At 66.8% G+C, this 25,870-nt stretch carries 22 protein-coding genes; 5 read left to right on the forward strand and 17 right to left on the reverse strand.

From position 1 onward, the window contains the following. Positions 1 to 122: 122 nt before the first annotated feature. Both XarjCFBP7645_RS05430 and XarjCFBP7645_RS05435 read right to left on the reverse strand, forming a co-directional pair. Positions 123 to 725: a DUF3106 domain-containing protein gene (locus XarjCFBP7645_RS05430; RefSeq protein ID WP_104536476.1), complete on the reverse strand. Its 603-nt coding sequence runs from the start codon at positions 723 to 725 to the stop codon at positions 123 to 125. After that, positions 712 to 1,746, reverse strand: coding sequence for a hypothetical protein (locus XarjCFBP7645_RS05435; RefSeq protein ID WP_104536477.1), 1,035 nt, complete (start codon positions 1,744 to 1,746; stop codon positions 712 to 714). Before XarjCFBP7645_RS05435 ends, XarjCFBP7645_RS05430 begins: the two co-directional genes overlap by 14 nt. A gap of 470 nt (positions 1,747 to 2,216) precedes the next feature. Between XarjCFBP7645_RS05435 and XarjCFBP7645_RS05440 the strand changes: the two genes are divergently transcribed. Continuing rightward, positions 2,217 to 4,439, forward strand: coding sequence for a primosomal protein N' (locus XarjCFBP7645_RS05440; protein ID WP_104536478.1), 2,223 nt, complete (start codon positions 2,217 to 2,219; stop codon positions 4,437 to 4,439). A 235-nt stretch (positions 4,440 to 4,674) separates the two neighbouring features. On the opposite strand, the gene XarjCFBP7645_RS05445 is transcribed toward XarjCFBP7645_RS05440, so the two are convergent. The 3 genes from XarjCFBP7645_RS05445 to XarjCFBP7645_RS05455 are packed head-to-tail and all read right to left on the reverse strand — an operon-like array spanning position 4,675 to position 6,562. Further along, the gene (locus XarjCFBP7645_RS05445) at positions 4,675 to 5,337 is read right to left on the reverse strand and encodes a glutathione S-transferase family protein (protein ID WP_104536479.1); all 663 of its coding nucleotides are present in this window, start codon (positions 5,335 to 5,337) and stop codon (positions 4,675 to 4,677) included. After that, a complete protein-coding gene (locus XarjCFBP7645_RS05450) occupies positions 5,334 to 6,164 on the reverse strand; it encodes an NYN domain-containing protein (protein ID WP_166773929.1) in 831 nt (276 codons plus the stop codon). The genes XarjCFBP7645_RS05445 and XarjCFBP7645_RS05450 overlap by 4 nt, the downstream gene beginning before the upstream one ends. Then, positions 6,161 to 6,562, reverse strand: a complete 402-nt coding sequence (locus XarjCFBP7645_RS05455; protein WP_146096271.1) for a hypothetical protein — start codon at positions 6,560 to 6,562, stop codon at positions 6,161 to 6,163. The genes XarjCFBP7645_RS05450 and XarjCFBP7645_RS05455 overlap by 4 nt, the downstream gene beginning before the upstream one ends. Before the next feature lie 221 nt (positions 6,563 to 6,783). Here XarjCFBP7645_RS05455 and XarjCFBP7645_RS05460 point away from each other — a divergent pair, with 221 nt between their 5' ends. Together XarjCFBP7645_RS05460 and XarjCFBP7645_RS05465 are read left to right on the forward strand one after the other, a co-directional pair. Continuing rightward, positions 6,784 to 8,076 carry an NAD(P)/FAD-dependent oxidoreductase gene (locus tag XarjCFBP7645_RS05460; protein WP_104536481.1) on the forward strand — a complete coding sequence of 431 codons (1,293 nt, stop codon included), beginning with the start codon at positions 6,784 to 6,786 and terminating at the stop codon, positions 8,074 to 8,076. A gap of 52 nt (positions 8,077 to 8,128) precedes the next feature. Next, a complete protein-coding gene (locus XarjCFBP7645_RS05465) occupies positions 8,129 to 8,743 on the forward strand; it encodes a trimeric intracellular cation channel family protein (protein ID WP_104536482.1) in 615 nt (204 codons plus the stop codon). A 136-nt stretch (positions 8,744 to 8,879) separates the two neighbouring features. Here XarjCFBP7645_RS05465 and rpoH read toward each other — a convergent pair whose 3' ends face one another. From rpoH to rhlB, 6 genes are all read right to left on the reverse strand, one after another. Beyond that, positions 8,880 to 9,755, reverse strand: a complete 876-nt coding sequence (gene rpoH / locus XarjCFBP7645_RS05470) for an RNA polymerase sigma factor RpoH (protein WP_024938885.1) — start codon at positions 9,753 to 9,755, stop codon at positions 8,880 to 8,882. A gap of 199 nt (positions 9,756 to 9,954) precedes the next feature. Continuing rightward, positions 9,955 to 10,680 (reverse strand): uracil-DNA glycosylase, encoded by a 726-nt coding sequence (gene ung, locus XarjCFBP7645_RS05475; RefSeq protein ID WP_104536759.1) that lies wholly within the window; start codon positions 10,678 to 10,680, stop codon positions 9,955 to 9,957. Positions 10,681 to 10,685: 5 nt separating this feature from the next. Then, positions 10,686 to 11,528, reverse strand: a complete 843-nt coding sequence (locus XarjCFBP7645_RS05480) for a response regulator (RefSeq protein ID WP_166773926.1) — start codon at positions 11,526 to 11,528, stop codon at positions 10,686 to 10,688. An 8-nt stretch (positions 11,529 to 11,536) separates the two neighbouring features. Then, positions 11,537 to 12,487, reverse strand: a complete 951-nt coding sequence (gene ftsX / locus XarjCFBP7645_RS05485; RefSeq protein WP_104536483.1) for a permease-like cell division protein FtsX — start codon at positions 12,485 to 12,487, stop codon at positions 11,537 to 11,539. After that, entirely contained in the window at positions 12,484 to 13,170 is a 687-nt protein-coding gene (gene ftsE, locus XarjCFBP7645_RS05490) for a cell division ATP-binding protein FtsE (RefSeq protein ID WP_016903688.1), read from the reverse strand. Before ftsE ends, ftsX begins: the two co-directional genes overlap by 4 nt. Before the next feature lie 75 nt (positions 13,171 to 13,245). Continuing rightward, entirely contained in the window at positions 13,246 to 14,964 is a 1,719-nt protein-coding gene (gene rhlB / locus XarjCFBP7645_RS05495) for an ATP-dependent RNA helicase RhlB (protein WP_047127482.1), read from the reverse strand. 198 nt (positions 14,965 to 15,162) lie between these two features. Here rhlB and trxA point away from each other — a divergent pair, with 198 nt between their 5' ends. Together trxA and rho are read left to right on the forward strand one after the other, a co-directional pair. Next, positions 15,163 to 15,504 (forward strand): thioredoxin TrxA, encoded by a 342-nt coding sequence (trxA, locus tag XarjCFBP7645_RS05500; protein WP_005923050.1) that lies wholly within the window; start codon positions 15,163 to 15,165, stop codon positions 15,502 to 15,504. A gap of 217 nt (positions 15,505 to 15,721) precedes the next feature. Further along, positions 15,722 to 17,617 carry a transcription termination factor Rho gene (rho, locus tag XarjCFBP7645_RS05505; protein WP_080960038.1) on the forward strand — a complete coding sequence of 632 codons (1,896 nt, stop codon included), beginning with the start codon at positions 15,722 to 15,724 and terminating at the stop codon, positions 17,615 to 17,617. Between the two features lie 119 nt (positions 17,618 to 17,736). Here the strand turns inward: rho and aceK are convergent, their stop codons facing one another. The 6 genes from aceK to XarjCFBP7645_RS05535 all read right to left on the reverse strand — a co-directional run bounded on the left by aceK (position 17,737) and on the right by XarjCFBP7645_RS05535 (position 25,676). Then, on the reverse strand, positions 17,737 to 19,476 hold the full coding sequence (gene aceK / locus XarjCFBP7645_RS05510) for a bifunctional isocitrate dehydrogenase kinase/phosphatase (RefSeq protein ID WP_104536484.1): 1,740 nt from the start codon (positions 19,474 to 19,476) through the stop codon (positions 17,737 to 17,739). A 267-nt stretch (positions 19,477 to 19,743) separates the two neighbouring features. After that, positions 19,744 to 21,975, reverse strand: a complete 2,232-nt coding sequence (locus tag XarjCFBP7645_RS05515) for an NADP-dependent isocitrate dehydrogenase (RefSeq protein WP_104536485.1) — start codon at positions 21,973 to 21,975, stop codon at positions 19,744 to 19,746. A 390-nt stretch (positions 21,976 to 22,365) separates the two neighbouring features. Beyond that, entirely contained in the window at positions 22,366 to 22,923 is a 558-nt protein-coding gene (locus XarjCFBP7645_RS05520; protein ID WP_104536486.1) for a hypothetical protein, read from the reverse strand. A gap of 62 nt (positions 22,924 to 22,985) precedes the next feature. Continuing rightward, on the reverse strand, positions 22,986 to 23,279 hold the full coding sequence (locus tag XarjCFBP7645_RS05525; protein ID WP_104536487.1) for a LysM peptidoglycan-binding domain-containing protein: 294 nt from the start codon (positions 23,277 to 23,279) through the stop codon (positions 22,986 to 22,988). Between the two features lie 102 nt (positions 23,280 to 23,381). Further along, positions 23,382 to 24,197, reverse strand: a complete 816-nt coding sequence (gene queF, locus XarjCFBP7645_RS05530) for an NADPH-dependent 7-cyano-7-deazaguanine reductase QueF (RefSeq protein WP_104536488.1) — start codon at positions 24,195 to 24,197, stop codon at positions 23,382 to 23,384. Between the two features lie 162 nt (positions 24,198 to 24,359). Continuing rightward, positions 24,360 to 25,676, reverse strand: a complete 1,317-nt coding sequence (locus XarjCFBP7645_RS05535) for a M20 family metallopeptidase (RefSeq protein WP_104536489.1) — start codon at positions 25,674 to 25,676, stop codon at positions 24,360 to 24,362. Positions 25,677 to 25,870 lie beyond the last annotated feature (194 nt).

Below are 25,870 nucleotides of genomic sequence, written 5' to 3' on the forward strand. Positions count from 1 at the left end.
TCGCACACCCATCACCGAGGGCGGCAGCCCCGCATGCCCCAGGCTCGGTTTCCGGCATCGACGATGCGGGGAGACGACATCAGCGCAGGGATGCTGCAACGGCGCTGTCCCGCCGCTGCCGATTAGCGCGCCAGCTGGCGCTTCAACCAGGCGCTGCGCGTTGCCGGCGCCTGCGCAAGCAGGGCATCGCGCAAGCCATCGCGCTCCTGCGGCGGGGTGCGTTGTGCCAGCATCGCCAATTGCTCCAGCTGCCCGGCATCCAGGCTGCGCAGCGCCGCCAGCAGCGTGTCGCGCTGCGCTGGCGGCACGTAGCCGACCAAGGGCTGCAACTGCGGATAGAACGCGCCCAGCTGCGAGCCCAGGCGCCAGCCATCGCGATGCAGGCGATCCATCGCGGTGAACTGCGTGCGCAACGCGCGCTGCTGGTCGTCGGGCAAGCCATGCAGACGTTCGCGTGCCTGCCGCAAGACCACCCGGTCGGTGGCGGTGAGCCCTTTCCAGGCCGCATAGCGGGCGCGCAGCTCGGCCCGCTGGGCCGGCGTCAATGCGTCCCAGCGCGCGCGTTGCTGCGCAGCGCTCGGGGTGGCGGCCGTGGAGGCTACGGGCGTCGGCATGCCGGATGACGCAGGCGCGTTGCCTTCTTCCAATGGCGCCGGCAGGGTTTGCGCGGCGGCCGTGCCGACCGCGGCCACCATCAGCAGGCCGCACCACTTAATTGTCGTCATCGACGGTCTCCAGGGTGGCGGCAGGCTGGCCGGCGGCGGTGGCATGCGCGCCGGATTCGTCGGCCGGCACCGGGTGGCCGGCCGCATACCAGGCGTAGAAATCGGCCGAACGCGCCAGTTCCAGGTCCGGGTCGGCGAGCATCGCCTGGTCGCGCGGATCCAGGCCGGGGCTTGCCACTGCATCCGGCAAGTCGGCGGCGGGAAGCTCTTCCACCAGCACCGGCGCGGCATCGGTGACATGCAGCACGCCGGCCGGGGCCTGCGAGACCGGCTCGGGCGGCAGGGCCGGGCGGCGGTGCGTCCACCACCAGCCCAGCACCGCGAGCAGCAGCGCCAACGCCAGCACGGCCAGCACGAGGCCGGCGTGGCGGCGGTCGATCCGTGGCCACTGCCAGTGGCGCGCAGGACGGGTGCGCGGCGCGGCCGGGCGGCGCGACTCGGCGGTGGCCACGAGCGCGGCCGCGACAGGCTGCAGCGGCATGCCGGCCAGGGCCGACTCGCGGAGCTGTGCCAGCCGGCTGACCTGCGCCGGGCTGAGCTCGCGCAACTCCTGCTGCGCCGCCTCGGCCAGCGCCCGCCAGGCCTGCGCATCCGGATTGCCGGCCGCATCGCGCGGACAGGCGCGGGCCAGCGACTGCCGATAGGCCGCCACCTCGATGCCTTGCACCTCGCTGGCAGGCTCCTCTTCCAGTCCGGCCACGATACGCAGCAACAGCGCCAGCCGGTCGCCGGTCTGCATGCGCCCTAGCGCGGTGAACGGCGGCAACCAGGTTCCCGGCATGGGCTCGCGTCGCAGCGGTGGCGCGGTTGCCAGCAGGCTCCAGAAGCGCATCGGCCAGCCGGCCATCGGGCGACCCGCCGCCTGGCTGCTGAACGCCCGCAACGCCGCCGCCAGGGCCCGCTCGGCCATCGCGCCATCGCCGCATTGCAGGTGTGCAAGCACCAGACCCCGGCGTTCGACAACGCGCAGGAAAGCTGACAGCGCGGCAGGGGTGACGGGGGCGTCGGGGATTACGGTCATGGGAACTCCAGCATCGGCCGGCATGATACCGACGCAATCGCGCCTCGCCGATGGCTTGACAGATCGACCCGGCTGCGCTGCGCCCGGATGCCATCGACCGCCCTCACCCGCGCGGGTTGTGCACAGCGGCAGACATGCCGATGCGCAGGCGTCTGTCAACTGTTGATTTTTCTTTGTTGCATTCGTGTTTCACGCCTAAGTTATTGATCCTTATAAACTTAAGCCGATTGGTGAAAAAATGTCCAAGAGGTTGCAGAGTCTAGTGAATCCGCCTTCACAGCGTGGAGCACGAGACTAATTCACAGGTTTATCCACAGGCAGTGTGGATAAACCCGTTTCCTCAACCCTCACATAGGTTTACGTCGGATTTATCACTTCGATCACACAAACGCGTCGTAAGCCGAAGCGCCGATTCGAGGGCGATCGATCAGCGTCTGCCGGGTACTGGGCAGGGTCGGTAGACTGGCCGGATGTCTTCGACCGTCGCCACCTTGCGCGTCGCCCTGCCGGTGCCGCTGCCCCAACTGTTCGACTATCTGCCTCCGGCCGATGCCCCGTTGACCGACCCGGCGCGGGTCGGCTGCCGGGTGCGGGTGCCGTTCGGGCCGCGCGAGCTGGTCGGGGTGGTGGTGGAGATCGGCCAGCTGGCCTCCGCCGAGGGGCTGCGCCCGGCACTGGCATGGTGCGACGACGCGCCGCTGCTGGTCGAGGAGCTGGCCCGTTCGCTGCAGTGGCTGGCGCGCTACACCCACGCCCCGCTGGGCGAGGCCCAGTCCAGCGCCCTGCCCGGCCCGCTGCGCCGCGGCGAGCCGCTGGCCGACACCCACGCCTGGGCCTGGCAGCTTACCGAGGCCGGGCGCAGCGGTACCGCCAGCCTGCGCGCCGGCAGCCGCCCCGCCTTGCTGGCCGCCCTGCTGCTCACCGGTGCGCTGGGCGAAGAACAGCTGGACCCATTGCTGCCGCAGTGGCGGCAGGCCGCACGCAGCCTGGCCAAGCGCGGCCATGCCGAGCGCGTGGCGGTGCCGGCCGACAGCATCCCGCCCCGCCCCGGCAGCGGCCCGCAGCTCAACGACGAACAGCAGTCCGCCGCCGACGCGATCCGTGCGCAGGGCGGTTTTGCCACCTATCTGCTCGATGGCGTCACCGGCAGCGGCAAAACCGAGGTCTACCTGCAAGCGATCGCCGACTGCCTGGCGGCCGGTCGCCAGGCGCTGGTGCTGGTGCCGGAGATCGGCCTGACCCCGCAGACCCTGGGCCGCTTCCGCGCCCGCCTGGGCGTGCCGGTGCACGCGCTGCATTCGGGCCTGTCCGATGGCGAGCGGGCACGGGTGTGGGCGGCGGCGTGGCGCGGCGAAGCCAAGCTGATCGTCGGCACGCGCTCGGCGGTGTTCACCCCGCTGCCCAATGCCGGGCTGATCGTGATCGACGAAGAACACGACGGCAGCTACAAACAGCAGGACGGCATCCGCTATCACGCCCGCGACTTCGCGCTGGTGCGCGGCAAGGCGCTGGATGTGCCGGTGATCCTGGGCAGCGCCACGCCGTCGTTGGAAAGCCTGCACAACGCCTATTCCGGTCGTTACCGGCATCTGCGCCTGTCGCGCCGGGCCGGCGAGGCGCGTCCGCCGCGCGTGCGCGTGCTCGACGTGCGCAAGCGCCCACTCAAGGACGGCCTGTCGCCGGAGGTGCTGGCCGGCATCGGCGCCACCCTTGCGCGTGGCGAGCAGGTGCTGGTGTTCAAGAACCGCCGCGGCTATGCGCCGGTGCTGCTCTGCCACGACTGCGGCTGGACCGCCGCCTGCCAGCGCTGCAGCACGCCGCTGCACCAGACCCCGATGACCGTGCACGCCGGCGGGCGGCGCCTGCAATGCCATCACTGCGGCGCACGTCAGTCGGCACCGCTGGCCTGCCCGGCCTGTGCCAGCCTGGCGCTGCAGCCGCAAGGCATCGGCACCGAGCGGCTGGAAGAACGCCTGACCGAAGCATTCCCGGAGTTTCCGGTGGTGCGCATCGACCGCAGCACCACCCAGCGCCGCGATGCGCTGGAGACCCAGCTGGCGCGCCTGGGCAGCGAGGCCGGCATCCTGGTCGGCACCCAGATCCTGGCCAAGGGCCACGATCTGCCACGGCTGACCATGGTGGTGGTGGTCGGCATCGACGAAGGGCTGTTCTCGGCCGACTTCCGTGCCGCCGAAAAACTCTCCCAGCAGCTGATCCAGGTGGCCGGACGCGCCGGGCGCGCCGACCGCCCCGGCGAGGTCTGGCTGCAGACCCATCACCCCGAACACCCCTTGCTGCAGACCCTGGTCAACGGCGGTTACCACGCCTTCGCCGATGCCGAACTGCAGCAGCGCGAGGCCGCGGGATTTCCGCCGTTCGCGCATCTGGCGCTGTTCCGCGCCGAGGCCAAAGACGTGGCCGCGGCCAACCAATTCCTGCTGGCGGTGCGCGGCCTGACCACCGCAGACAGCACCGCGCAATCGCCCGCGTTTGCCGCAGTGGAATGCTACGGCCCGATGCCCGCACCGATGCCGCGCCGCGCCGGTTTCCAGCGCACCCAGTTGCTGTTGTCCGCGCAACAACGTTCGGCGCTGCATCGTTTGCTGGACGCGCAACTGCCCGCGATCTATGCGCTGCCGCAGGCGCGCCGCGTGCGCTGGTCGCTGGATGTGGATCCGATCGATCTGTATTAGTGCAGGCGTATCGCACGCGGGGCAGCGCAGCAGCCAGACCCAGGTGTTGTAGGAGCGCACCTGGGCGCGATGTGGCGTTACCGGGAATGCCATCGCACCCAGGTGCGCTCCTACGACACCGCGAGCTACTTGGCCGCGCGATGTACAAGGCCCACGTATTTGCAGCAATGTGTTGGGTCGGCGGCGCGTGCGGTGCTTGCCATGAACCACGCTGGCCTGAGCTGTGGCGCGAAACTCAGGTCAGCGCAGTCATCACCCCACGCTGGTACGCGGGCCGCGCGCGCAGGCGCTGGTACCACGCCTGCAGATGCGGCAGCTCGGGCCGCTCGATCGGCATTTCGAACCACGCGTAGATGAAGCTGCCGAGCGGAATATCGCCCATCGCAAATTGCGCGCCGGACAGATACGGTTGCTGCGCCAGCGCCGCATCCGCGCGTGCGAGCAGTTCGCCCGAGCGCGTCAGGGCCGCGGCGATGCGCGCAGGATCGCGCTCGGCCTCCGGCGTGCGCAGCACGCCCCAGAACAGGTCGCGAAACACGCCGGCAAACGTCGAGGTGGCCCAGTCCATCCAGCGATCGCCCAGCGCGCGTTCGGCCGGTGCCTGTGGATACAGGGCCGGCGCATATTGCGCAGCCAGGTAGCGCACGATCGCATTGGACTCCCACAGCACCAAGTCGCCATCCTGCATCGTCGGCACCAGACCGTTGGGATTCAACGCGCGATACTCGGGCGTGTCGTTGCGACCAAACGCACCGCCGACTTCGATCGAGGTATACGGCAGGCCGGCTTCTTCGGCGCACCACAGCACCTTGCGCACATTGCTGGAATTGCGCCGCCCCCATAACGTGATCGAGGCGCTGCCTGCAGCCGATTGCGTTGCAGCGTCGGTCACCCTCATTTCCCCGCTGCCGGCTTGGGCGTCGTGCGCGCCGGACGCTTCGCGGTGGACGCCTGCGTGGCGACAGCGGCCGCTGGCTGCGCCGCTTTCGCCCGCCCGCCCTTGGGCGCATCGCGCACCCACAAGGCCTGCTCGTCCTGCTTGATCTCGAACAGGCCGATCGCACGCACCAGGTCGCTGAGTTTGCGATAGCCGTAGTTGCGCGGATCGAACGAGGCCTGGTTGGCCACCTGCTTGCCCACCGCCCCCAGATGCGCCCAGCCATCGTCTTCGCAGGCACTGTCGATCGCATTGCGCAGCATCTGCACCAGCCGGGTGTCGCCGCGCAGCGCGGTGGCGTCCTTGCGGCCGGCGGCGGTGTCGCTGGCCGCTGCCGCCTGCTCGCCCAGCGCTTCGACATAGGTGAACTTGGAACAGGCATTGACGAACGGCGCCGGGGTTTTCTTCTCGCCGAAGCCGTACACCTTCATGCCATCGGTGAGCAGACGCATCACCAGCGGAGTGAAATCCGCATCGCTGGAGACGATCGCAAAGCCATCCAGATTGCGCGCGTACAGCAGATCCATCGCATCGATCACCATCGCCATGTCCGAGGCGTTCTTTCCCGAGCTGTAGGCAAATTGCTGGATCGGCCGGATCGCATATTCGTGCAGCGCCGCTTCCCAGCTCTTCAGGTGCGGGCTCTTCCAGTTGCCGTAGGCACGGCGCACGTTGGCCACGCCATAGCGCGCCACTTCGGCCAGCACCACATCGATCTTGCCGGCCGGCGCGTTGTCGGCATCGATCAGCAAGGCGATGCGTTTGTCGGGATTGTCGATCATGGTCATTCCTTGTAGAAATCGTTGGCATCGACGTCGATGCCACGAGCGCCGCCGTCCGTGCCGCCCAGCGGGAAGTACCGGCCATCGTGCAGCGTGAGCACGCCGCCAGTCAGCAGTTCGCGATCGGCGCCCTCGCTGACCAGGGTGGCATGCACCCGGCCACCGCCACGTTCGCCTTCCACCTCGAAGACGAAGTCATCGATGCCCGGCGCAAGACTGGTGCGATACAGATCCAACCGCATCGTGTGGATCTGGCCGATCTGTGCCTGCATCACCGCATCGTCCTGCAGGGCGGTGCGCGCCTGATCGGCAAACAGCGACCACCCGGTTACGATCAACCAGACGAAGGCGCCGATCACCACCACCGCGAGCGGCAACAGGCAGCCCAGCAGGCCGATCGTCACGCTGCTGATCCTCTTTTTCGGCCGCGCGGCGGATGACGGTGCGGGCGGCATCGGCGGCGGGGACGGCGGCAGCGGCAAGGGAGGTGGCAGCGACGACATGCGGTGACCGGATGACTGAATGAGAGACGACATGATGCCGTAGACGCGTCATGCGCACGCATCCTATTCATTGACGATGCGGCAAGCTGATGCGCCCGCGTCGCATTCCATCGGACCTTACGATGACTTCTTCCCCCTCCCAAGCTCCGCTGCACCTGGTTGTGGTTGGCGGCGGTTTTGCCGGCTTATGGGCCACCCGCGCGCTCGACGATCCCGGCATCCGCATCACCCTGATCGACCGCCAGAACCATCACCTGTTCCAGCCGCTGCTGTACCAGGTCGCCACCGCCGGGCTGTCGGCACCGGATATCGCCGCGCCGCTGCGCCACATCCTGCGCGAGCAGCGCAACGTCGAAGTGCTGCTCGGCGACGTCGCCGAAATCGCCCCGGCCCGCCGTGAGGTGGTGCTCGCCGACGGCAGCACGCTCGGCTACGACATGCTGCTGCTGGCCACTGGCGCCACTCACGCCTACTTCGGCAACGATCAATGGGCCGAGCATGCGCCCGGCCTGAAGACGCTGTACGACGCGCTGGTGCTGCGGCGCAAGTTGCTGCTCGCCTTCGAGCGCGCCGAGGCCGAATCCGACCCGGCCGCACGCGCGGCCTGGCTGAGTTTTGCCGTGGTCGGCGGCGGCCCGACCGGCGTCGAGCTGGCCGGCACGCTGGCCGAAATCGCCCGTCACACGCTCAAGAACGAATTCCGCCATATCGACCCGCAGCAGGCGCGCGTGCGCCTGGTCGAAGCCGGGCCGCGCGTGCTGCCCTCGTTCCCGGACGACCTCACCGCCAAGGCGCGCAAGCAGCTCGAGCGCCTGGGGGTGGAAGTGCACACCGGCACGCCGGTCAGCCATATCGATGCGCTGGGCTATCAGCTCGGCGAGACCTTCGTGCCTGCACGCACCGTGGTATGGGCCGCCGGCGTGGCCGCATCGCCGCTGGCGCGCACGCTCGGCGTGCCGCTGGACCGCGCCGGCCGCGTACTGGTGGAGCCGGACCTGAGCGTGCCTGGCCATCCGGAGATCTTCGTCGGCGGCGACCTGGCCTCGGTCCAGCAGGACGGCCGCCCGGTGCAGGGTGTGGCACCGGCGGCAAAGCAGATGGGCAAGCACATCGCCAGGACGATCCGCGCCCGCCATCGCGGTCAGCCTGCACCGGCGTTCCGTTATCAGGACTACGGCAACCTGGCCACGATCGGCCGCATGGCCGCCATCGTGCATGTGGGCAAGCTCAAGCTTTCCGGCATCGTGGCCTGGTGGTTCTGGCTGGCCGCGCATGTGTACTTCCTGATCGGTTTCCGCAACCGGTTCGTGGTGCTGGTGAACTGGGCGATGGCGTACTGGAGCTACCAGCGCGCCGCGCGCATCATCTTCGGCGGTGCCACCGACGACCCGCCGCCCAGCAGCAAGGACGGATGACAGCGCCGCAGGCCGTGCGCGATGCTGTGCGGCCTGATGCGACAGTCTGATCGTGACCACTCTCCTGTTTCTGCTGGATCTGCTCGGCACCTTCGTGTTCGCCCTCAGCGGCGCGACCGTGGCGGTGCGCAATCGCCTGGATCTGTTCGGCGTACTGGTGCTGTCGTGCGCGGCGGCGGTGTCCGGCGGCATCGTGCGCGATGTGCTGATCGGCGCCACCCCGCCGGCCGCGCTGGTGCATCCGCAGTACCTGCTGGTCGCCTGCCTGGCCGGCGTGGCCGGTTTCTACTGGCATGCGGCGGTGGAACGGCTGCGTAACCCGGTGCAGTTGTTCGACGCGGCTGGGTTGGCGCTGTTTGCGGTCTATGGCACCAGCAAGGCGCTCGACTATCAGCTCAGCCCGCTCAGTGCGACCTTGCTCGGCATGCTCAGCGGCATCGGCGGCGGCATCGCGCGCGATCTGCTGGTGGCGCGGACGCCGGTGGTGCTGCAGGCCGAGCTGTATGCGGTCGCCGCGCTGGCCGGTGGCGGCCTGGTCGCGATCGGGCACATGCTCGACGCGCCGCAGGCCTGGTCGCTGGCAACCGGCGCGCTGGTCTGTTTCGGGCTGCGTTTCATGGCCATCCGCTATGGCTGGCATCTGCCGGTGGCGCGCCTGCCGGAATAGCGCAGGCGGCCGCCGTACGTGGTCGATCATCGACGGGCAACCACCAGGCTTCGGACGCGAAGCATCGGCAGCGCCACACATGCAAACGGCCCGGAAAACCGGGCCGTTCCTGTACCACCTGCCGCGCGATCAGGGATCAGGCGACGAACAGTGCCTTCATCTTCTTCAGCGCATTCGCCTCGATCTGGCGGATACGCTCGGCCGACACGCCGTACTCGTCGGCCAGCTCCTGCAGCGTCACCTTGGAGTCGGAGTCCAGCCAGCGACGCTTGACGATATCGCGCGAGCGCGTATCCAGACCGGCCATGCCTTCGCGCAGCAGCTGCAGCTGATTGTCTTCGCTGTCGTGACGCTCGTAAGCCTGCGACGGATCTTCGTCGTTGGCCACCAGGTAGCTCACCGGCGACGGCGGGCCGTGATCGTCGTCTTCGTCGGACGAGGCATCGAAGCCGATATCACGACCGGACAGACGCGACTCCATCTCCATCACTTCGCGCTCGGAGACGTTCAGATCCTTGGCGACTGCGGTCACCTCGGACGCATTGAGCCAGCCCAGGCGGGTCTTGGACTTGCGCAGGTTGAAGAACAGCTTGCGCTGCGCCTTGGTCGTGGCGACCTTGACGATGCGCCAGTTCTTCAGAATGAACTCGTGCATCTCGGCACGGATCCAATGCACCGCGAAGCTGACCAGGCGCACGCCCATTTCCGGGTCGAAGCGCTTGACCGCCTTCATCAGGCCGATATTGCCTTCCTGGATCAGGTCGCCAAGCGGCAGGCCGTAGCCGTTGTAACCGCGAGCGACGTGCACCACGAAGCGCAGGTGGGAATGGACCAGCTCGCGCGCGGCGTCCAGATCCAGCTCGTCACGGAAGCGACGGGCAAGATTCTGTTCCTCATCGACCGACAGCACCGGGATCTGGTGCACGGCACCGATGTAGGCGTCCAGCGAACCGAGCGCACTGGGAATCGGGAGATTGTTTGCCACAAGGGCAGTCGAGGTGATCTGGTTCATAGGGCACCATCTTAGCAGTCGAACTAGTGGACTGCCGGGTACAGAAAGAGTTCCCAGCATTCCATTTATAGGACGTTCGGGCTTTTTGCAGTGCCGTCGTTCTACGGCAAAGCTCCCGACTTCAGGCGCTTACGCTACCACCGCCGTCCTGCGCAGACCGTGACAAAGACGCCGCGAAATGGACCGACGCCAGGATCGTTCAGCCCCTGGACGAGGTGGTGTCCAGCGCGTTGCGCGGCGGCAGCGACCAGTCGATCGGACCGAGCCCACGGCGCTGCAGGTGCTCGTTGGTCTTGGAGAAGTGCTGGCAACCCAGAAAGCCGCGATGCGCTGACAACGGCGAGGGATGCGGGGCCTTGAACACGCGATGGCGTGCCTGGTCGATGACCTTGCCCTTGGCCTGCGCGTAGCTGCCCCAGAGCAGGAACACCAGGCCTTCACGCTCGCGGTTGAGGGTCTCCACGACATGGTCGGTAAAGCCCTCCCAACCCTTGTTCTGGTGCGCGCCAGCCCGGCCCTGCTCTACCGTCAGCACTGCATTGAGCAGCAGCACGCCCTGACGCGCCCACGGCATCAGATAGCCATGGTCCGGCCGCGCGATGCCCAGGTCGTCCTGGATCTCCTTGTAGATGTTGAGCAGCGACGGCGGTACCGGCACGCCGGGCAACACCGAAAAGCACAGCCCATGCGCCTGGCCTTCGCCGTGATACGGGTCCTGGCCAAGGATCACCACCTTGACCTGTTCGAACGGGGTGGCGTCGAAGGCTGCAAAGATCTGCGGGCCCGGCGGGAACACCCGCGCGCCGGCCGCCTTGCGCTGGCGCAGGAATGCGGACAGCTCCTGCATTTCCGGGCGCAGCAACCAATCGCCCACCCGCGCCTTCCACGACGGTTCCAATTGGATACGTGCTTCCACCTCAGCCACTTCAGTCATAGCGTGACCGCCTGATCCTCGAGCCGTGCCAGGCGCAGCTGGAACAGCACCTTGGTCACCAGCAGACGTTCTTCGATGGGTTTTTGCACCAGATCGTTGGCGCCGGCGCGCAGCAGTTCGGACTGGTTGCGCGGATTGGTGTCGCCGGTCATCACCAGCACCGGCAGCCGGCGCTTGCCGTAGGCGAAGTCGATGCGGATGCGCTCGACCACGTCGCGGCCGTTGAGCTCGCCCTTCAGGGTCACATCGGTCAGCACCACGTCGATGCGGCGCTCGGTGCGGCCCAGCGATTCGGCGGTCAGCAGCGCGAAGGCATCCTCGGCGGTGAGCACATGCACCACCTTCAGGCTCTGCCGCTCGAGCATGCGCTTGGTCGCCTCGGCCACCACGCGGCTGTCCTCGATGTACAGCACGGTCGCGCCGACCACCGGCTCGGGCTGCACATAGCCGCGGATGAAGGTCGCCAGGGCTTCGTGACCCAGCGCCTTGTCAAAATAATCGGTGACGTACTCGGTGAAGCGACGCTCCACCAGATGCTGCTGCGCGTCGCCGGAGACCACGATCACCGGCACATAGGCCTGGCCGGCCGCTTCGCGCACGCTGCGCGCCAGCGTCAGACCGTCGCCATCGGGCAACGACAGCGAGGTGGTGACCAGATCCACCGCACCGGCTTCCAGCGCGTGGCGCGCCTCGGCGATGCTGGAGCAGCCGATCACCTGCACGTTGGGCAGATCGCGCTGCAACACATCGGCGATCAGCTTGCGCACCAGCTTGGAGCCATCGACCACCATCACGCGCGGCGCGTCACTGATCAGGTGCTTGAGATCTGGTGGGTGCATGGCAGGCCTCAGGTCTCGGTGGGACGGGTCTGGCGAAGGAAATGGCCGGTCACCAGCCAGGCGCCCAGCCAGCCCAGGACCAGCGTGCCGACCAGAACCATCGCAGAATGCAGCAGATCCAGCCCGTGCAGGGTAAAGGAGCTGCCGTAGCTGTCGGCCAGGATCGCCAACGGCGCGCGCAGCGCCAGCCCGGAAGCGGCGATCAGCGCGAGCGCCACGGCGCCGGCACCGAGCCCGTACCAGGCCCCCAGATACAGGAACGGACGCCGGATGAAGCCATCGCTGGCGCCCAGCAATTGCAGCACGCCGATTTCCTCGCGCCGCGACTGGATGTCCAAACGCACCGTATTGCCCACCACCAGCACCGCGCCGACGCCCAGCAGTGCCGACAGCACCTGCACCAGCCGCTCGCCGAAGTGCAGCCAGCCATCCAGGCGCTTGCGCCACAACGCGTCGTGCTGCACCTGGTCGGCCTGCGGCAAGGCCTGCAGCGCGCCGGCCAGCTGCGCATCGTCGGCCGTCTCGGTGGGCGTGACGACCAACAGCGTGGGCAGCGGGTTGTCGCCCAGCGCATCGATCGCCTCGTCGAGCTTGGCGCTCTCGCGCAGTTCGGTCAGCCCCTGCGCCGGCGTACGCAGCGTGACCTGGGCAACGTCCGGGCGCGCGCGCAGCTCGCCGGCCAGGGCCTGCGCGGCCTCGGCGCCGATCTCGACCTTCAGGAACAGATTGATCTCGCGCGACTGCTGCACGCTGCCGGCCAGCAACTTGACGTTGTCCAGCGCGATCGACAGCCCCAGCGGCAAGGCCAGCGCCAGCGCCATCACCACGATGGTCAGCATGGTGGCCCAGGGCTTGCGCATGGCACGGCCCAGGCTGAAGGCGATGCTGTGCAGATGGTGGTCGATCCACACGCCGACCCGCGAGGGGGCGACGGCGTCGGTATTGGCGGGTTTGCTCATTCGGCCAGATCCTGCGGCGAGATGTCGTCGACCAGCCGGCCGTGATCCAGGATCAGCACGCGCTTGCGCATCTGCTTGAGCAGGGCCAGGTCGTGGCTGACCACCAGCACGCTGGTGCCGCGCGCGGGCAGCTCGGCGAACAACTGCATGATTTCCGCGGCCAACGCCGGATCCAGATTGCCGGTGGGCTCATCGGCCACCAGCAGGCGCGGTTCGCCGACGATGGCGCGGGCGATGCCCACGCGCTGCTGCTCGCCGGCCGACAACTGCGACGGCAAGGCCCGCTCGCGATGGGCCAGCCCGATCCGCTCCAGTGCCGAGCGCACGCGCTTGCCGATCTCGGCACGCCGGGTGCCGCGCAGGATCAGCGGCAACGCCACGTTCTCGGCGATGCTGCGGTCGTTGAGCAGACGATGGTCCTGATAGACCGCACCCACCTGGCGACGGTGCAGCGGAATCTGCCGGCCGCGCACCTTGAGCAGGTTGCGTTCGCCCAGCAGCACCGCGCCCTGGCTGGGTCGCTCGCTGAGGTGGATCAATTTGAGCAGGGTGCTTTTGCCGGCGCCGGAGTGGCCGGTCACGAACAGCATCTCGCCATCGGCCACTTCGAAGCTGACATCGGTCAGCGCCTGGTGGCCACCGGCGTAGTGCTTGCTGACGTTGTCGAAACGCAGAACGGTCATCCGGCGATTATGCCGGAGCGCCAGCGCTTGCGTCGCATCGCCGGAGCCCGGCGATGCGACGCAGGCCGCAGGCGATCAGTTGCCGGACACCAGCGAGCGCAGGCGACGACCGATACGGCTCAGCAGCGACGGGCTGCCGGACGGCTTGGCGGCGCTGCGCACCGGTTTGGCGACCACCTGGGTGGGCTTGCGCGGTGCCGCAGGTGCGGCAACCGGTGTGGAGGCCACTGCCGGCTCGGCACCCTCGACCGGACGGCCGTTGCGACGACGCCGCCGCTTGCGCGGTGCGCGCTCGGCATCGGCCACGATGGTGGAAGGCGCCTCGACCGACGCCGCAGCAACCACCGGCGTTTCGCTCGGCGCTGCCGCGGCCGGGGCTTCGCCCTCCACACGCGGCTTGCGACGCGGACGCGGCTTGCCATCGGCGCTGCCGCCGTCGCGACGACCGCCGCCACTGCCGCTGCGCGACGCACCGCCCGGGCCGCTGCGACCGCCACCGCGGCGCTGCTCTTCGGCAGCACGCTGTTCGCGCGCCTCGCGGAAGATCGTGCCCACGCTGTCGCCCGCATCGTCGTCGGCCTCTTCGCCTTCCACCGGCACGCGCGCGGTGCGCGGCAGCGGCGTCAGCAGCTCGGAGGTCACCGGTTCGACCGGGATCTTCTGCTCGATATATGCCTCGATGTCCGGCAGGCTCATCGCATAGCGCTCGCAGGCGAAGCTGATCGCATCGCCCTCTTCGCCCAGCCGCGCGGTACGGCCGATGCGGTGCACGTAGTCTTCCGCATCGAACGGCAGGTCGTAGTTGTAGACGTATTTGACCCCGTCGATATGCAGACCGCGCGCGGCCACGTCGGTGGCGACCAGGATTTCGAGCTGTCCCTTCTGGAAGCGGTTGAGCAGCGACTCGCGCTTCTTCTGCGGCACATCGCCCGACAGCACGCCGACCCGGTAGCCATGCCGCTCCAGGGTGCGCGCCACGCGCTCGACGAATGCCTTGGTATTGACGAACACCATGGTGCGCGCGCCTTCGCTACGCGACAGCAGGCCCAACAGCAGCGTCTGCTTCTCTTCGTCGGAGGGGAAATAGATGCGCTGGCGCACCCGCGCGGCGGTGATGCTTTCCGTTTCGACGACCAGCTTTTCCGGCTCGTTCATGTGCTCGTAGGCGAGCTCGAGCACGCGATGGCTGAGCGTGGCCGAGAACAGCAGGGTCTGCCGGGTCCCGCGCTCGGGCATGCGCCGCAGCAGGAAGCGGATGTCCTTGATGAAGCCCAGGTCGAACATGCGGTCGGCTTCGTCCAGTACGCAGATCTCGCAGGCGTGTAGCGAGACCACCTTGTGCTGCTTGACGTAGTCGATCAGCCGGCCCGGGGTGGCGATGATCACGTCCACGCCCTGCTGCAGCAACTCGCGCTGCTTGTCGTAGTCCACTCCGCCGTAGACCAGCGCAAAGCGCAGGCCAAGGTCGGCGCCGAACTTGACCGCATCCTTGTGGATCTGGATCGCCAGTTCGCGGGTCGGTGCCAGGATCAGCGCGCGCGGGTCTTCCGGCTTGCGGTCTGCCAGCGCCGGGCGGATCAGCAGGCGGTTCATCACCGCCACCAGGAACGCCAGGGTCTTGCCGGTGCCGGTCTGGGCCTGGCCGGCGACGTCGCCGCCCGGCAGCGCGACCGGCAGGGTCAGCGCCTGGATCGGGGTACAGCGGGTAAACCCGGCGCTCTCCAGCCCGGCGATCAGCGCCGGATGCAGGTCGAACGTGGAAAAAGTCAAATCGGTCAGCGGTTTGTCGCTCATTATTCCGTCTTCGTGAGGCGCCCTGGGCAGCCCGGGCGCGGCTTGCATCGATGCCGACAGCGTCGCAAACTGCGGCTGTTGTGGCGGACAGCGCGGCTTCAGGACTGATACTTGATTCAGTCGCGCAATGCCCCAGTTTAACGCAATGTAGCGGCCTGCCCGTTCGGGCGGGCCGTTTTGGTTTCCAGGAGACCCAACGTGAGCGACAAGGTTCAACATGTCGGCGATGCCGACTTCGATACAGCTGTACTGCAATCCGGCGAACCGGTGCTGGTGGATTTCTGGGCCGAGTGGTGCGGACCCTGCAAGATGATCGCCCCGGTGCTGGACGATCTGGCCGATACATACCAGGGCAGACTGAAGGTTGCCAAGGTCAATGTGGACCAGAACCGCGCCCTGGCCATCAAGTACCACGTGCGTTCGATCCCGATGCTGTTGCTGTTCAAGGACGGCCAGGTGCAGGCCACCCAGATCGGTGCGGTTGGCAAGGGCCAGCTGACCCAGATGATCGACAAGACCCTGGGCGGCGCGGCCGCCTGAGCGGGTGGGCGTCCAGCGATGGGCGCCCGGTGATGCGCCAGCAGTTAAATCCTGCTGCGGCAGGCGCTTGCGCGGTTGCGCGCAGCGGTGATAGTGTCAGTTGATCCGGAGCACGTTCGTGCGCCGACGTACCCCTCTAGAAACCTCTTCTAGACTCCCATCACCTAAAGTTCGCCCCCCAGCCGGGCGCTCGCACTCTTAGCGAGGAATCACGCACTTGTCCGATCATCCTTCCTCCGATACCGGGAGCAGCGTCGACGCTCCTGTCGAGAAGCGCGTGCGCAAGCCGCGCGTGAGCAAGACCGCCGCTGCCACCGACGACGGTGGCGCGCAGCAGCCCAACCTGCCCTTGCCCGCCAGCCCCGCATCCGACGCTCCACGTGCCCCGCAGGCACCGTCGCACGCTGCCGACTCGGCACCGGCGCAGACGTCCGGCGATGGCGCCTCTTATGCCGGTAACACCCCCAGCGCCAACCAGGGCAACCCGGGCGGCGACACCCATGGCGACTCCCGCGAGGGTGGCCAGACACAGCAGCAGCGCTTCAATCAGGCGCAGCAGCAGCAGAACCAGAATCAGGCGCAGCACCGGGCTCAGGGCCAGAACCAGGGTCAGGCACAGGCGCAAGGTCAGGGCCAGGGCCAGGATCAAGCCCAGAATGGCGGCCAGAACCAGCAAGGTCAGGGCCAGGGGCAGAATCAGCAGGGCAACCGCCGTGACCGCTTCCGCAACCGCCGCGACCGTGGACGCGACCGCTTCGGCAACGAGGGCGGCGGCGGCATGCCATCGTCCGATGGCAGCAACGAGCCGTTCATCGCGCGTCCGCACCCGGCCGTGCCGGAAGGTTTCCCGGTCTATTCGCTGAGCGATCTCAAGCGGATGCCGGCGCAGAAGCTGCTGGACATCGCCGACCAGCTCAACATCCAGGAAGGCGTGGCGCGCGCGCGCAAGCAGGACGTGATCTTCGCCCTGCTCAAGGTGCTGACCCGCCACGGCGAAGGCGTTGCCGCCGACGGTGTGCTGGAAATCCTGCCTGACGGCTTCGGCTTCCTGCGTGCCGCAGAAGCCAGCTACCTGGCCGGCCCGGACGATACCTATATCTCGCCCAGCCAGATCCGTCGCTTCAACCTGCGCACCGGCGATCACCTGTCCGGCCGCATCCGCTTCCCCAAGGACGGCGAACGCTATTTCGCGCTGTCGATCGTCGACACCATCAATGGCGAGCCGCTGGAAGCCAGCAAGAACAAGGTGCTGTTCGAGAACTTGACCCCGCTGTTCCCGCGCCGGCGCTTCCGGCTGGAGCGTGGCGATGGATCGACCGAGGACATCACCGGCCGCATCCTGGATCTGATGGCGCCGCAGGGCAAGGGTCAGCGCGCGCTGATCGTCTCCCCGCCCAAGGCCGGTAAGACCATGATGATGCAGCAGGTGGCCACGGCCATCACCAGCAATCATCCCGAAGTGCACATGATCGTGCTGCTGATCGACGAGCGCCCGGAAGAAGTGACCGAAATGCAGCGCACCGTGCGCGGCGAGGTCATCTCCTCCACCTTCGACGAACCGGCCGCCCGCCACGTGCAGGTTGCCGAGATGGTGATCGAGCGGGCCAAGCGCCTGGTCGAGCACAAGAAGGATGTGGTGATCCTGCTCGACTCGATCACCCGTCTGGCACGCGCCTACAACAACGTGGTGCCCAGCTCGGGCAAGGTGCTCACCGGTGGTGTGGACGCCAATGCGCTGCACCGTCCGAAGCGTTTCTTCGGTGCGGCCCGTAACGTCGAAGAAGGCGGCTCACTGACCATCATCGCCACGGCGCTGGTGGAAACCGGCAGCAAGATGGACGAGGTGATCTACGAAGAGTTCAAGGGCACCGGCAACAGCGAAGTGCATCTGAACCGTCGCATCACCGAAAAGCGCGTGTATCCGGCGATCGACATCAACCGCTCGGGCACGCGTCGCGAGGATCTGCTGATCGAGCCGGAGCTGCTGCAGAAGATCTGGATCCTGCGCAAGCTGCTGCACCCGATGGACGAAATCGCAGCGATGGAATTCCTGCTGGACAAGATGAAGACCACCAAGTCCAACGACGAGTTCTTCAGTTCGATGAAGCGCTGATTCGGTCGGCATTCTCGATATGAAAAAGCCCCGCATCGCGGGGCTTTTTTTGTGGGCGCGGTATTCGTGCAGACGGGCACCTGGTTATCGTCTGCGCCACGCCTGCCGTCGTTCGGCGGCTACGCCAGCCGACGCGAATCCGCATACGGCGGGGTGTCGGGGTAGTCGTCCTCGCGCAGCCGGGCTTGTAGCTCGCGCCACCATTGCGGGTCGAACAGCTCCGGATGCAGGTGCTTGACCGCTTCCAGCTGCGAGGACGGCAAGCCCATGAACAGCGCGAAGCGCTCGGGGAACACGTCGCGCGGGCCGACATGGAACCAGGGCTCGGCAGACATCTGCTCTTCATAGGTGGCGGGGATTGGCCAGTCGCGGAAGGTGCATTCGGTGATCAGGCACAGCTCGTCGTAGTCGTAGAACACCGCGCGCTGATGGCGGGTGATGCCGAAGTTCTTCAGCAGCATGTCGCCGGGAAAGATGTTGTTGCGCGCCATGTCCTTGATCGCCTGCCCGTAGTCCAGCGCGGCCGCATGCGCGGCCTCCGGCAATTGTTCGCGCAGGTAGAGATTGAGCGGGCGCAGGCGGCGCTGCACGTAGCACAACGCGATCAGCACGTCCTGGCCATCTTCGCTCAGACTCGTCGCACAGCTGGTCTGCAGCTCTTCCAGCAACGCGGGCGAGAAACGCGACTTGGGAAACCGCAGGAAGCGATACGGCTGCGCGTCCAGCAAGCGGCCGATGCGATCGAGCTGGAACACCAACTCGTACTTGCCCTCCACCTGCGCACGGCTCATGGTCTTGGGATACGCGAAGCGGTCGCGGATCAGCTTGAATACCAGCGGATAACTGGGCAGCGTAAACACCACCATGACCATGCCGGGCGTGCCATCGGCATGCACCAGCTGCTCGGAGGGATGGGCCTGGAAATGACTGAAAAAGGTGCGATAGCGTTCGGTCTTGCCCTGCTTGGCGCGCCCGAGCATCGTGTACAGCTCGTCGACCGGCTTGTGGGTAAGCAGGCTACGCAAAAACACCACCGCGTCGCCGACGGTGGACAGATCGGCCTGGAAGTAACTGCGCGAATTGCTGAACAATTGCGCGACGTCGCTGCGTCGGGTCAGCACCGCTTCGGCACGCAGACCGGCGTCGTCGTTGACCAGGGCGATGACGCATGGCGAGAAGCGATGCTCGCCGAACACGCGGCCGACCAGGTAGGCGCGACGCTCGCGATAGAACACCGTTTCCAGCAATTCGACACTGCGCACCGGATGCTCGCCCCAGTGCGCGAGATCGTCGAGCAGACGCACCGCGATCGCCGCTGCACAGCGGGTGCGATGCGCATACGGAACGCCGAAGGAATAATCGCCGAGCACGCGCACCAGCATGTCGGTCAGCCGGCCGGGCGAGACCGCGTAGGTATGCCGCGCGACCGGCACGGTGATCGCATCGGTCGGCTCGATATCCAGCGCGATGAATTCGATATCCGCATCCACGCCATGGGTGCCGAAGTAACGCCGGGTCAGGGTGTTGTAGAAGGTCTTGTACAGCTCCTGATCGATCAGCCCGCTCAGCAGTGCGGCGTAATGCACGCGTGCGCGCATCCACAGCGCGCGATCGTGCGCCTGCCCCAGCAGCACCGCGCGCAGACGCAACATGCATTCGCTGATGTACTGGTCGTAGAGCGCGATCCGTGCCACCGCGTCATCGCGCGCACAGCTCCAGTCGCGCGTTTCGAAGCGCTGTTTGGCGCGTGCGGTGATCTCGGCGAACCGGGCGTGGTAGTCCTCGAAGGCGTCGTACACGGCATGGGCGATCGCCAGCGCACGGCGCTCGGACTGCGGCGGTAACGGGAGCTGGCTCATGCCGGCAGTGTACCCAGCGCATGTTGCGGCGTGCAGCCGAGCGCACCGGCCAATCGAACAGGCGCGCAGCCGACCAGATACCGGGGCCGCCCGCAACCAGGCGCAGGATCTCTCGCAGGCAAGGCATTGCAAGGTCATCAGGCCTGGCACGCAACGACGGTGTTCTCGCAGTTGCATGCAAACGCCGAAAACGACAAGGCCCGCCCCTGATCGAGGCGGGCCTTGACTGTCGCAGCTGCCGGACGCGCCGCCAGGCGGTGCGCTGGATCAGGCCTTCAGCGTGGCCAACACGTCGTTGAAGGTCTTGCTCGGGCGCATGGCCTGGCTGACCTTGGCCAGGTCCGGGTGGTAGTAGCCGCCGATCTCGACCGGCTTGCCCTGGGCGCCGTTGAGCTCGGCCACGATGGTGGCTTCGTTCTCGGTCAGGGCCTTGGCCAGTGGTGCGAACTTGGCCTGCAGGGCGGTGTCCTCGGTCTGCGCAGCCAGGGCCTGCGCCCAGTACATCGCCAGATAGAAGTGGCTGCCGCGGTTGTCGAGTTCACCGACCTTGCGCGCCGGCGACTTGTTGTTGTCCAGGAACTGGCCGTTGGCCACGTCCAGCGCCTTGGCCAGCACCGTGGCGGACGGGTTGTCGTAGCGGTTGCCCAGATGCTCCAGCGATGCGGCCAGGGCCAGGAACTCGCCCAGCGAATCCCAGCGCAGGCTGTTCTGTTCGACGAACTGCTGCACGTGCTTGGGCGCCGAGCCACCGGCACCGGTCTCGAACAGGCCGCCACCGGCCATCAGCGGCACGATCGACAGCATCTTGGCACTGGTGCCCAGCTCCAGGATCGGGAACAGGTCGGTGAGGTAATCGCGCAGCACGTTGCCGGTGACCGAGATGGTGTCCTGGCCCTTGCGGATGCGCTCCAGCGAGAAGGTGGTCGCTTCCACCGGCGGCAGGATGCGGATATCCAGGCCATTTGTGTCGTGGTCCTTCAGATAGGTGTCGACCTTGGCGATGACCTGCGCATCGTGCGCGCGGGCCTTGTCCAGCCAGAACACCGCAGGCGTCTGGCTCAGGCGCGCGCGCTCCACGGCCAGCTTGACCCAGTCCTGGATCGGTGCATCCTTGACCTGGCACATGCGCCACAGGTCGCCCGCTTCCACCGCATGTTCGAAGACGGTGGCGCCGGTGTCGTCGGTGACCTTGACGGTCCCGGCGGCGGCAATCTGGAAGGTCTTGTCGTGCGAGCCGTATTCCTCGGCTTTCTGCGCCATCAGGCCGACGTTGGGCACCGAGCCCATGGTGGACGGATCGAATGCGCCATGCGCCTTGCAGTCGTCGATCACCGCCTGATAGACATCGGCGTAGCAGCGATCGGGAATCACCGCCTTGGTGTCCTGCAGCTTGCCTTCGGCATTCCACATCTGACCGGAGTCGCGAATCATCGCCGGCATCGACGCATCGACGATCACGTCGCTGGGCACATGCAGGTTGGTGATGCCCTTGTCGGAGTTGACCATGGCCAGGGCCGGGCGCTGCGCGTATTCGGCCTGGATATCAGCCTTGATCTGCGCCTGCTGGTCGTCCGGCAGCGTGGCGATGCGTGCGTACAGGTCGCCGATGCCGTTGTTGGGATCGAAGCCGGCCGACGCAAGCGCCTCGGCATGCTTGCTCAGCGTGTCCTTGTAGAACTCGCCGACCACCACGCCGAACAGCACCGGGTCGGAGACCTTCATCATGGTGGCTTTCAGATGCACCGAGAACAGCACGTCGCGGGCCTTGGCATCGGCGATCTGCGCGTCGATGAAGCCGGCCAGCGCGCGCTTGCTCAACACCGCGGCATCGACGATCTCGCCGGCCTTGACCGCGACCTTGTCCTTCAACACGCTGCTGCTGCCGTCGTTGCCGACGAACTCGATCTTCAACGAGCCAGCTGCGGCCACTGTGGCGGATTGCTCGCTGCCGAAGAAGTCGCCATCGTCCATGTGCGCCACGTGCGACTTGGAGTCGCTGCTCCACTTGCCCATGCGGTGCGGATGCTTGCGTGCGTAATTCTTCACCGACAGCGGCGCGCGGCGATCGGAATTGCCCTCGCGCAGCACCGGATTGACCGCGCTGCCCTTGACCTTGTCGTAGCGCGCCTTGATGTCCTTTTCCGCATCGTCCTTGGGCGTGTCCGGATACGCCGGAAGCGCATAGCCCTGGCCCTGCAGTTCGGCGATGGCGGCCTTGAGCTGCGGCACCGAGGCGCTGATGTTGGGCAACTTGATGATGTTGGCTTCCGGCGTGGTGGCCAGCTCGCCCAGCTCTCCGAGGTCGTCGGCGATCTTCTGCGCGTCGTTTAGGTGCTCGGGAAACAGCGACAGGATGCGGCCGGCCAGCGAGATGTCGCGGGTTTCGACCACGATGCCGGCGGTATCGGTGTAGGCATCGATGATCGGCAGCAGCGACTGCGTGGCCAGATACGGTGCTTCGTCGGTGAGCGTGTAGATGATCTTCGGTGTCTTCGACATAAGGTGCGATGGCTCGTGTGGTCGGAAGGAGCGCCGGCGTCCTTGGCACTGGCGTTGGCGTGCGCGACGGGGGTCGCTGCTGGCACGCCGATCAGCCATCGCGTGGAACGCGGCGATGGGTCAGCACGGCATTGTCGCGTCTGAGCCGCGCCCGGGTAAAGCGACCACAGGCGGATGCTCCATCCCGCCGCTGGCCGATGTAATGGATGCAGCTGTAACGAACATGCCATGCAAGCAAAAGGGCGCGACCTTGCGATCGCGCCCTTTTGTGTCATTGCCTGAGTCAAGCATCCGGCCCAATGCACTGTCGCCGTCTACAAAAACCCTGGGGATGGCCACTGCGGCCACCCGCCACTAGCGATGCGGGATGTGCCTTGTTCGTCGGCGTGCTCACTTCACCGAGATGGTTTGCGGCGCACCGGCCGGCTTGCCATTGACCATCGCCTGCACGGTGTACGTGCCGACCGGCCAGCCATCAGGCTTGGTGAAGCTCAGGTTGGTGGTCTCTGCGCCGGTGGTGTTGAGCGTTGCGATCTGCTCGCCGGCAACCTGGCCGTCCTGGTAGGTCATCTTGGCCGCCACCGGCACGTTATTGGCGCTACCGTCGGTCTTGATCGAGACGATGATCGTGTTCTTGTTCCCGATACTGGCAGACGGCGTCACGCTCTTGTCCGCAGCGGCCTGGGTGCCCACCACCACGCTGGAAACCGTGACTGCCGATCCAGCAGATGCCGCGCTGTCGGTGCTGGCAGCGCCGGTTGCGCTGCTCTGGCCGGCCTGATCGCTTGCCGGCGGTGTGCCGGCCGGACCCGGCATTGCCTCGGTGGCAGCGCCCGCGGTTGGATCCTTGGACACGCTGTCGTCGTCGACCTTCTTGTTGCAGCCCGACAACGCTAGAACGCCGGCCAGGGCAATGGCGAGGGTGCTGGAAACGGTTGTAGTACGCATGGATCAATCTCCGGATATCAAACTATAAAATGGGTCGAAAAGTCGCCAGGTATGCGATGCGCCTACGATTTCGGCGGCAACTGCAGGACCTGCCCTGGAAAGATCTTGTCCGGATCCTTGAGCGTTTCGCGGTTGGCCTCGAAAATACGTGGCCACAGGTTGCCATCGCCGTAATGGCGCTTGGCGATGCTGGAAAGGCTATCGCCCGCCTGCACGGTGACCGATTCGCCAACCAGTTGCGCAGTGCTCTGCACGCTGGTGCGAACGTTGGAAAAATCCGCCGTCGGCGCAACCTCTGCGGTGCTATCCACCGAAGACGTCACGTTGGAAAAATCTGCTTTCTTGTCGACATTCATTGCCGCAATCCCTGTGCATCACGATGACTGCAGGGTGCGCGGTGCGCTGTTAAGCGTGGATCGCGCCACCGTGAAGCTGGCGCGATCCTTGGTTGGGCGCGATCACTGGCGCAGGTCGCGGAAGATCGACAACGGTGTCGGCACGTTGGGCGAACTACGCAACGGGTTGATGTCCAGCCCGCCACGGCGGGTATACCGCGCCTCCACCACCAACCATTCGGGTGCGCAACGGAGCAGCACGTCATTGAAAATACGCTCCACGCATTGCTCATGAAACCCGGCGTGGTCACGGAAACTCACCAGATAGCGCAGCAGGCCTTCGCGATCGATCGGTGCGCCGCGGTAACGCAGCGTGACGCTGGCCCAATCCGGTTGACCGGTGACCGGACAATTGGATTTGAGCAGGGCCGAGGTCAGCACTTCTTCCACGATCGGTTGTGCGTGCGCCGACAGATATGCCGCATTGGGCGGGCCGTAGTCGTCGATGCTGACATCCAGCGCGTCGATCGATTCGCCCTCGCCCACCGCATCGATCGGCGGCAGACCGAATTCCAGCGCCACATCGGCGCCGGCGCGCGTGGACAGGTCCGAGACGATGCGCGTGCGCACCGCTTCGGCGCTATTGAAGCGGGTGGCATTGAGCGAGTTGAGATACAGCTTGAGCGACTTGGATTCGATCAGCGACGGCGAATCGCTGGGCACATGCAGGGTCGCCGTGGCCACGCACGGCTTGCCCTGTGCATCGAGCCAGCTGAGTTCGTAGGCATGCCAGCGATCGCGACCGATAAAGGGCAGGACCGCGGTCAGGCCGATCGCCTCGCGCCCGGCCGCGCGTGGAATGGGGAACAACAGCGACGGATCGTAGCCGCTGGGATAGGCGACCTCACGACCGAGGGCGGAATCTTCTGGGGTATTCATCGCGCCATTTTAGGCCGAGCGGGCTGGCCGTGAGATATATGGCGGACGCTGGAGTACCCAGCTGGCAGCAGAGCAGCGGGCCTTCAAACGGCCCGCCGCCGCCGCACGATCACCAACGCTCAGCGGAAACAGCGCAACTGCACACGATTCCCGATTCCCGATTCAGCTAGCCTCACCCTGATGCAGGTAATCCAGCGAGACCTGCAACAGCGCGCGCAAGCCCACGTCCAGCGACGATTCGTCGAGCAGGAACTGCGGCGAATGGTTGCTGGGCGCGGTCGCCGGGTCGATGCCCTTGGCGGTGGAGCCGACGAAGAAGAACATCGACGGCACTTGCTGGGCGTAGAACGAGAAGTCTTCCGCACCCATCTGCAACGGCGGCTCGTAGACATTGTCGGCGCCGACCACGGCCTGCAGGCTGGGCAGCATCCTGGCGGTCAGCGCCGGGTCGTTGACCGTTGCCGGGTTGCCGGGCTGGTCCGGCACCTGCGCCTGGACCTTGGCCCCGTGGGCGGCTGCGGTGTGCTCGGCCACCGTCTTGAGGTCGGCGAAGATCTGCTGGCGCATGGCTTCGTCGAAAGTGCGGATGGTGCCGACCATTTCCACGTCGTCGGGGATGATGTTGTAGCGGATGCCGCCCTTGATCGCGCCGAAGCTCAACACCGCCGGTTGTTTGGACAGGTTGGCGCGGCGGCTGATCACGGTCTGCGCGGCGCCGATCATGTCGGCGCTGGCCACGATCGGGTCGATGCCGTTCCACGGCGCCGAGCCATGCGTCTGGCGGCCGATCATCTTGATCGCGAACCGGTCCGAGGCCGCCATCAGCGGGCCGCTGCGCACCGCGATCTTGCCGGCCTGCACGCTGGAGAACACATGCAGGCCGAACACCGCCTGCGGGGTGAAGTCGGCGAACAGGCCTTCCTTGAGCATCAGCGACGCGCCGCCCTCTTCATTGCCCGGCGCGCCTTCTTCGGAGGGCTGGAAAATCAGCATCACTTCGCCAGGCAGCTGCTCGCGCATGCCGACCAGCGCTTCGGCCACCCCGAGCAGGATCGCGGTGTGGGCGTCGTGGCCGCAGGCATGCATCACCCCGACCTGCTCGCCGCGGTACTCGGCGGTGACCTTGGAAGCGAACGGCAGGCCGGTCTGCTCCTTGACCGGCAGTGCGTCCATGTCGGCGCGCAAGGCGATCTTCGGACCCGGCTTGCCGCCCTTGATGATGGCGACCACGCCGTGATGGGCAATGCCGATGCGCGGCTTGAGGCCGAGCTTGCGCAGCTGCGCGGCCACGGTGGCGGCGGTGCGCTCCTCGCGGTTGGACAGTTCCGGGTGCTGATGGAAGTCGCGGCGCCATTGCACCAGCTTGCTCTGCAACGGCGCGGCAGCGGCCTGGACTTCGGGCCGGGGCGCAGCCTGGGCGGCGGCGAGGGTGGGCAGGGCGAGCAGCAACGCGCTGGTCAGCAGACGGGAGTGGCGCATCGGCGATCCTCTAAAGACGGTTGCCTAATGTAGTGCAGGTGCGCGCTCGGTAGGCTGCGGTGGGGCTCGATTCAGGCCAGCGGTCAACCGCATCGGCCCTGGCGCGTTGCCGCTGAACTGCATCTGTGAACGCTGCGGTCGTCTGGTCCGGCGGGCCGTTACTTCAGTAACGCTCAATTGCCTGATCGCAACGA

Origin of the sequence: Xanthomonas arboricola (genome assembly GCF_002940665.1) — a bacterium.
Classification (GTDB): domain Bacteria; phylum Pseudomonadota; class Gammaproteobacteria; order Xanthomonadales; family Xanthomonadaceae; genus Xanthomonas; species Xanthomonas arboricola_B.

What these genes read in the sequence shown, in the direction of transcription:
- rpoH (WP_024938885.1), bottom strand. Translation starts at nt 9,755, where the DNA reads ATGAACCAGATCACCTCGACTGCCCTTGTGGCAAACAATCTCCCGATT.
- XarjCFBP7645_RS05460 (WP_104536481.1), top strand. Translation starts at nt 6,784, where the DNA reads ATGACTTCTTCCCCCTCCCAAGCTCCGCTGCACCTGGTTGTGGTTGGC.
- XarjCFBP7645_RS05525 (WP_104536487.1), bottom strand. Translation starts at nt 23,279, where the DNA reads ATGAATGTCGACAAGAAAGCAGATTTTTCCAACGTGACGTCTTCGGTG.
- XarjCFBP7645_RS05440 (WP_104536478.1), top strand. Translation starts at nt 2,217, where the DNA reads ATGTCTTCGACCGTCGCCACCTTGCGCGTCGCCCTGCCGGTGCCGCTG.
- XarjCFBP7645_RS05515 (WP_104536485.1), bottom strand. Translation starts at nt 21,975, where the DNA reads ATGTCGAAGACACCGAAGATCATCTACACGCTCACCGACGAAGCACCG.
- ftsX (WP_104536483.1), bottom strand. Translation starts at nt 12,487, where the DNA reads ATGAGCAAACCCGCCAATACCGACGCCGTCGCCCCCTCGCGGGTCGGC.
- XarjCFBP7645_RS05480 (WP_166773926.1), bottom strand. Translation starts at nt 11,528, where the DNA reads ATGCACCCACCAGATCTCAAGCACCTGATCAGTGACGCGCCGCGCGTG.
- XarjCFBP7645_RS05535 (WP_104536489.1), bottom strand. Translation starts at nt 25,676, where the DNA reads ATGCGCCACTCCCGTCTGCTGACCAGCGCGTTGCTGCTCGCCCTGCCC.
- rhlB (WP_047127482.1), bottom strand. Translation starts at nt 14,964, where the DNA reads ATGAGCGACAAACCGCTGACCGATTTGACTTTTTCCACGTTCGACCTG.
- XarjCFBP7645_RS05520 (WP_104536486.1), bottom strand. Translation starts at nt 22,923, where the DNA reads ATGCGTACTACAACCGTTTCCAGCACCCTCGCCATTGCCCTGGCCGGC.
- XarjCFBP7645_RS05450 (WP_166773929.1), bottom strand. Translation starts at nt 6,164, where the DNA reads ATGACCATGATCGACAATCCCGACAAACGCATCGCCTTGCTGATCGAT.
- queF (WP_104536488.1), bottom strand. Translation starts at nt 24,197, where the DNA reads ATGAATACCCCAGAAGATTCCGCCCTCGGTCGTGAGGTCGCCTATCCC.
- aceK (WP_104536484.1), bottom strand. Translation starts at nt 19,476, where the DNA reads ATGAGCCAGCTCCCGTTACCGCCGCAGTCCGAGCGCCGTGCGCTGGCG.
- ftsE (WP_016903688.1), bottom strand. Translation starts at nt 13,170, where the DNA reads ATGACCGTTCTGCGTTTCGACAACGTCAGCAAGCACTACGCCGGTGGC.
- XarjCFBP7645_RS05430 (WP_104536476.1), bottom strand. Translation starts at nt 725, where the DNA reads ATGACGACAATTAAGTGGTGCGGCCTGCTGATGGTGGCCGCGGTCGGC.
- XarjCFBP7645_RS05445 (WP_104536479.1), bottom strand. Translation starts at nt 5,337, where the DNA reads ATGAGGGTGACCGACGCTGCAACGCAATCGGCTGCAGGCAGCGCCTCG.
- XarjCFBP7645_RS05435 (WP_104536477.1), bottom strand. Translation starts at nt 1,746, where the DNA reads ATGACCGTAATCCCCGACGCCCCCGTCACCCCTGCCGCGCTGTCAGCT.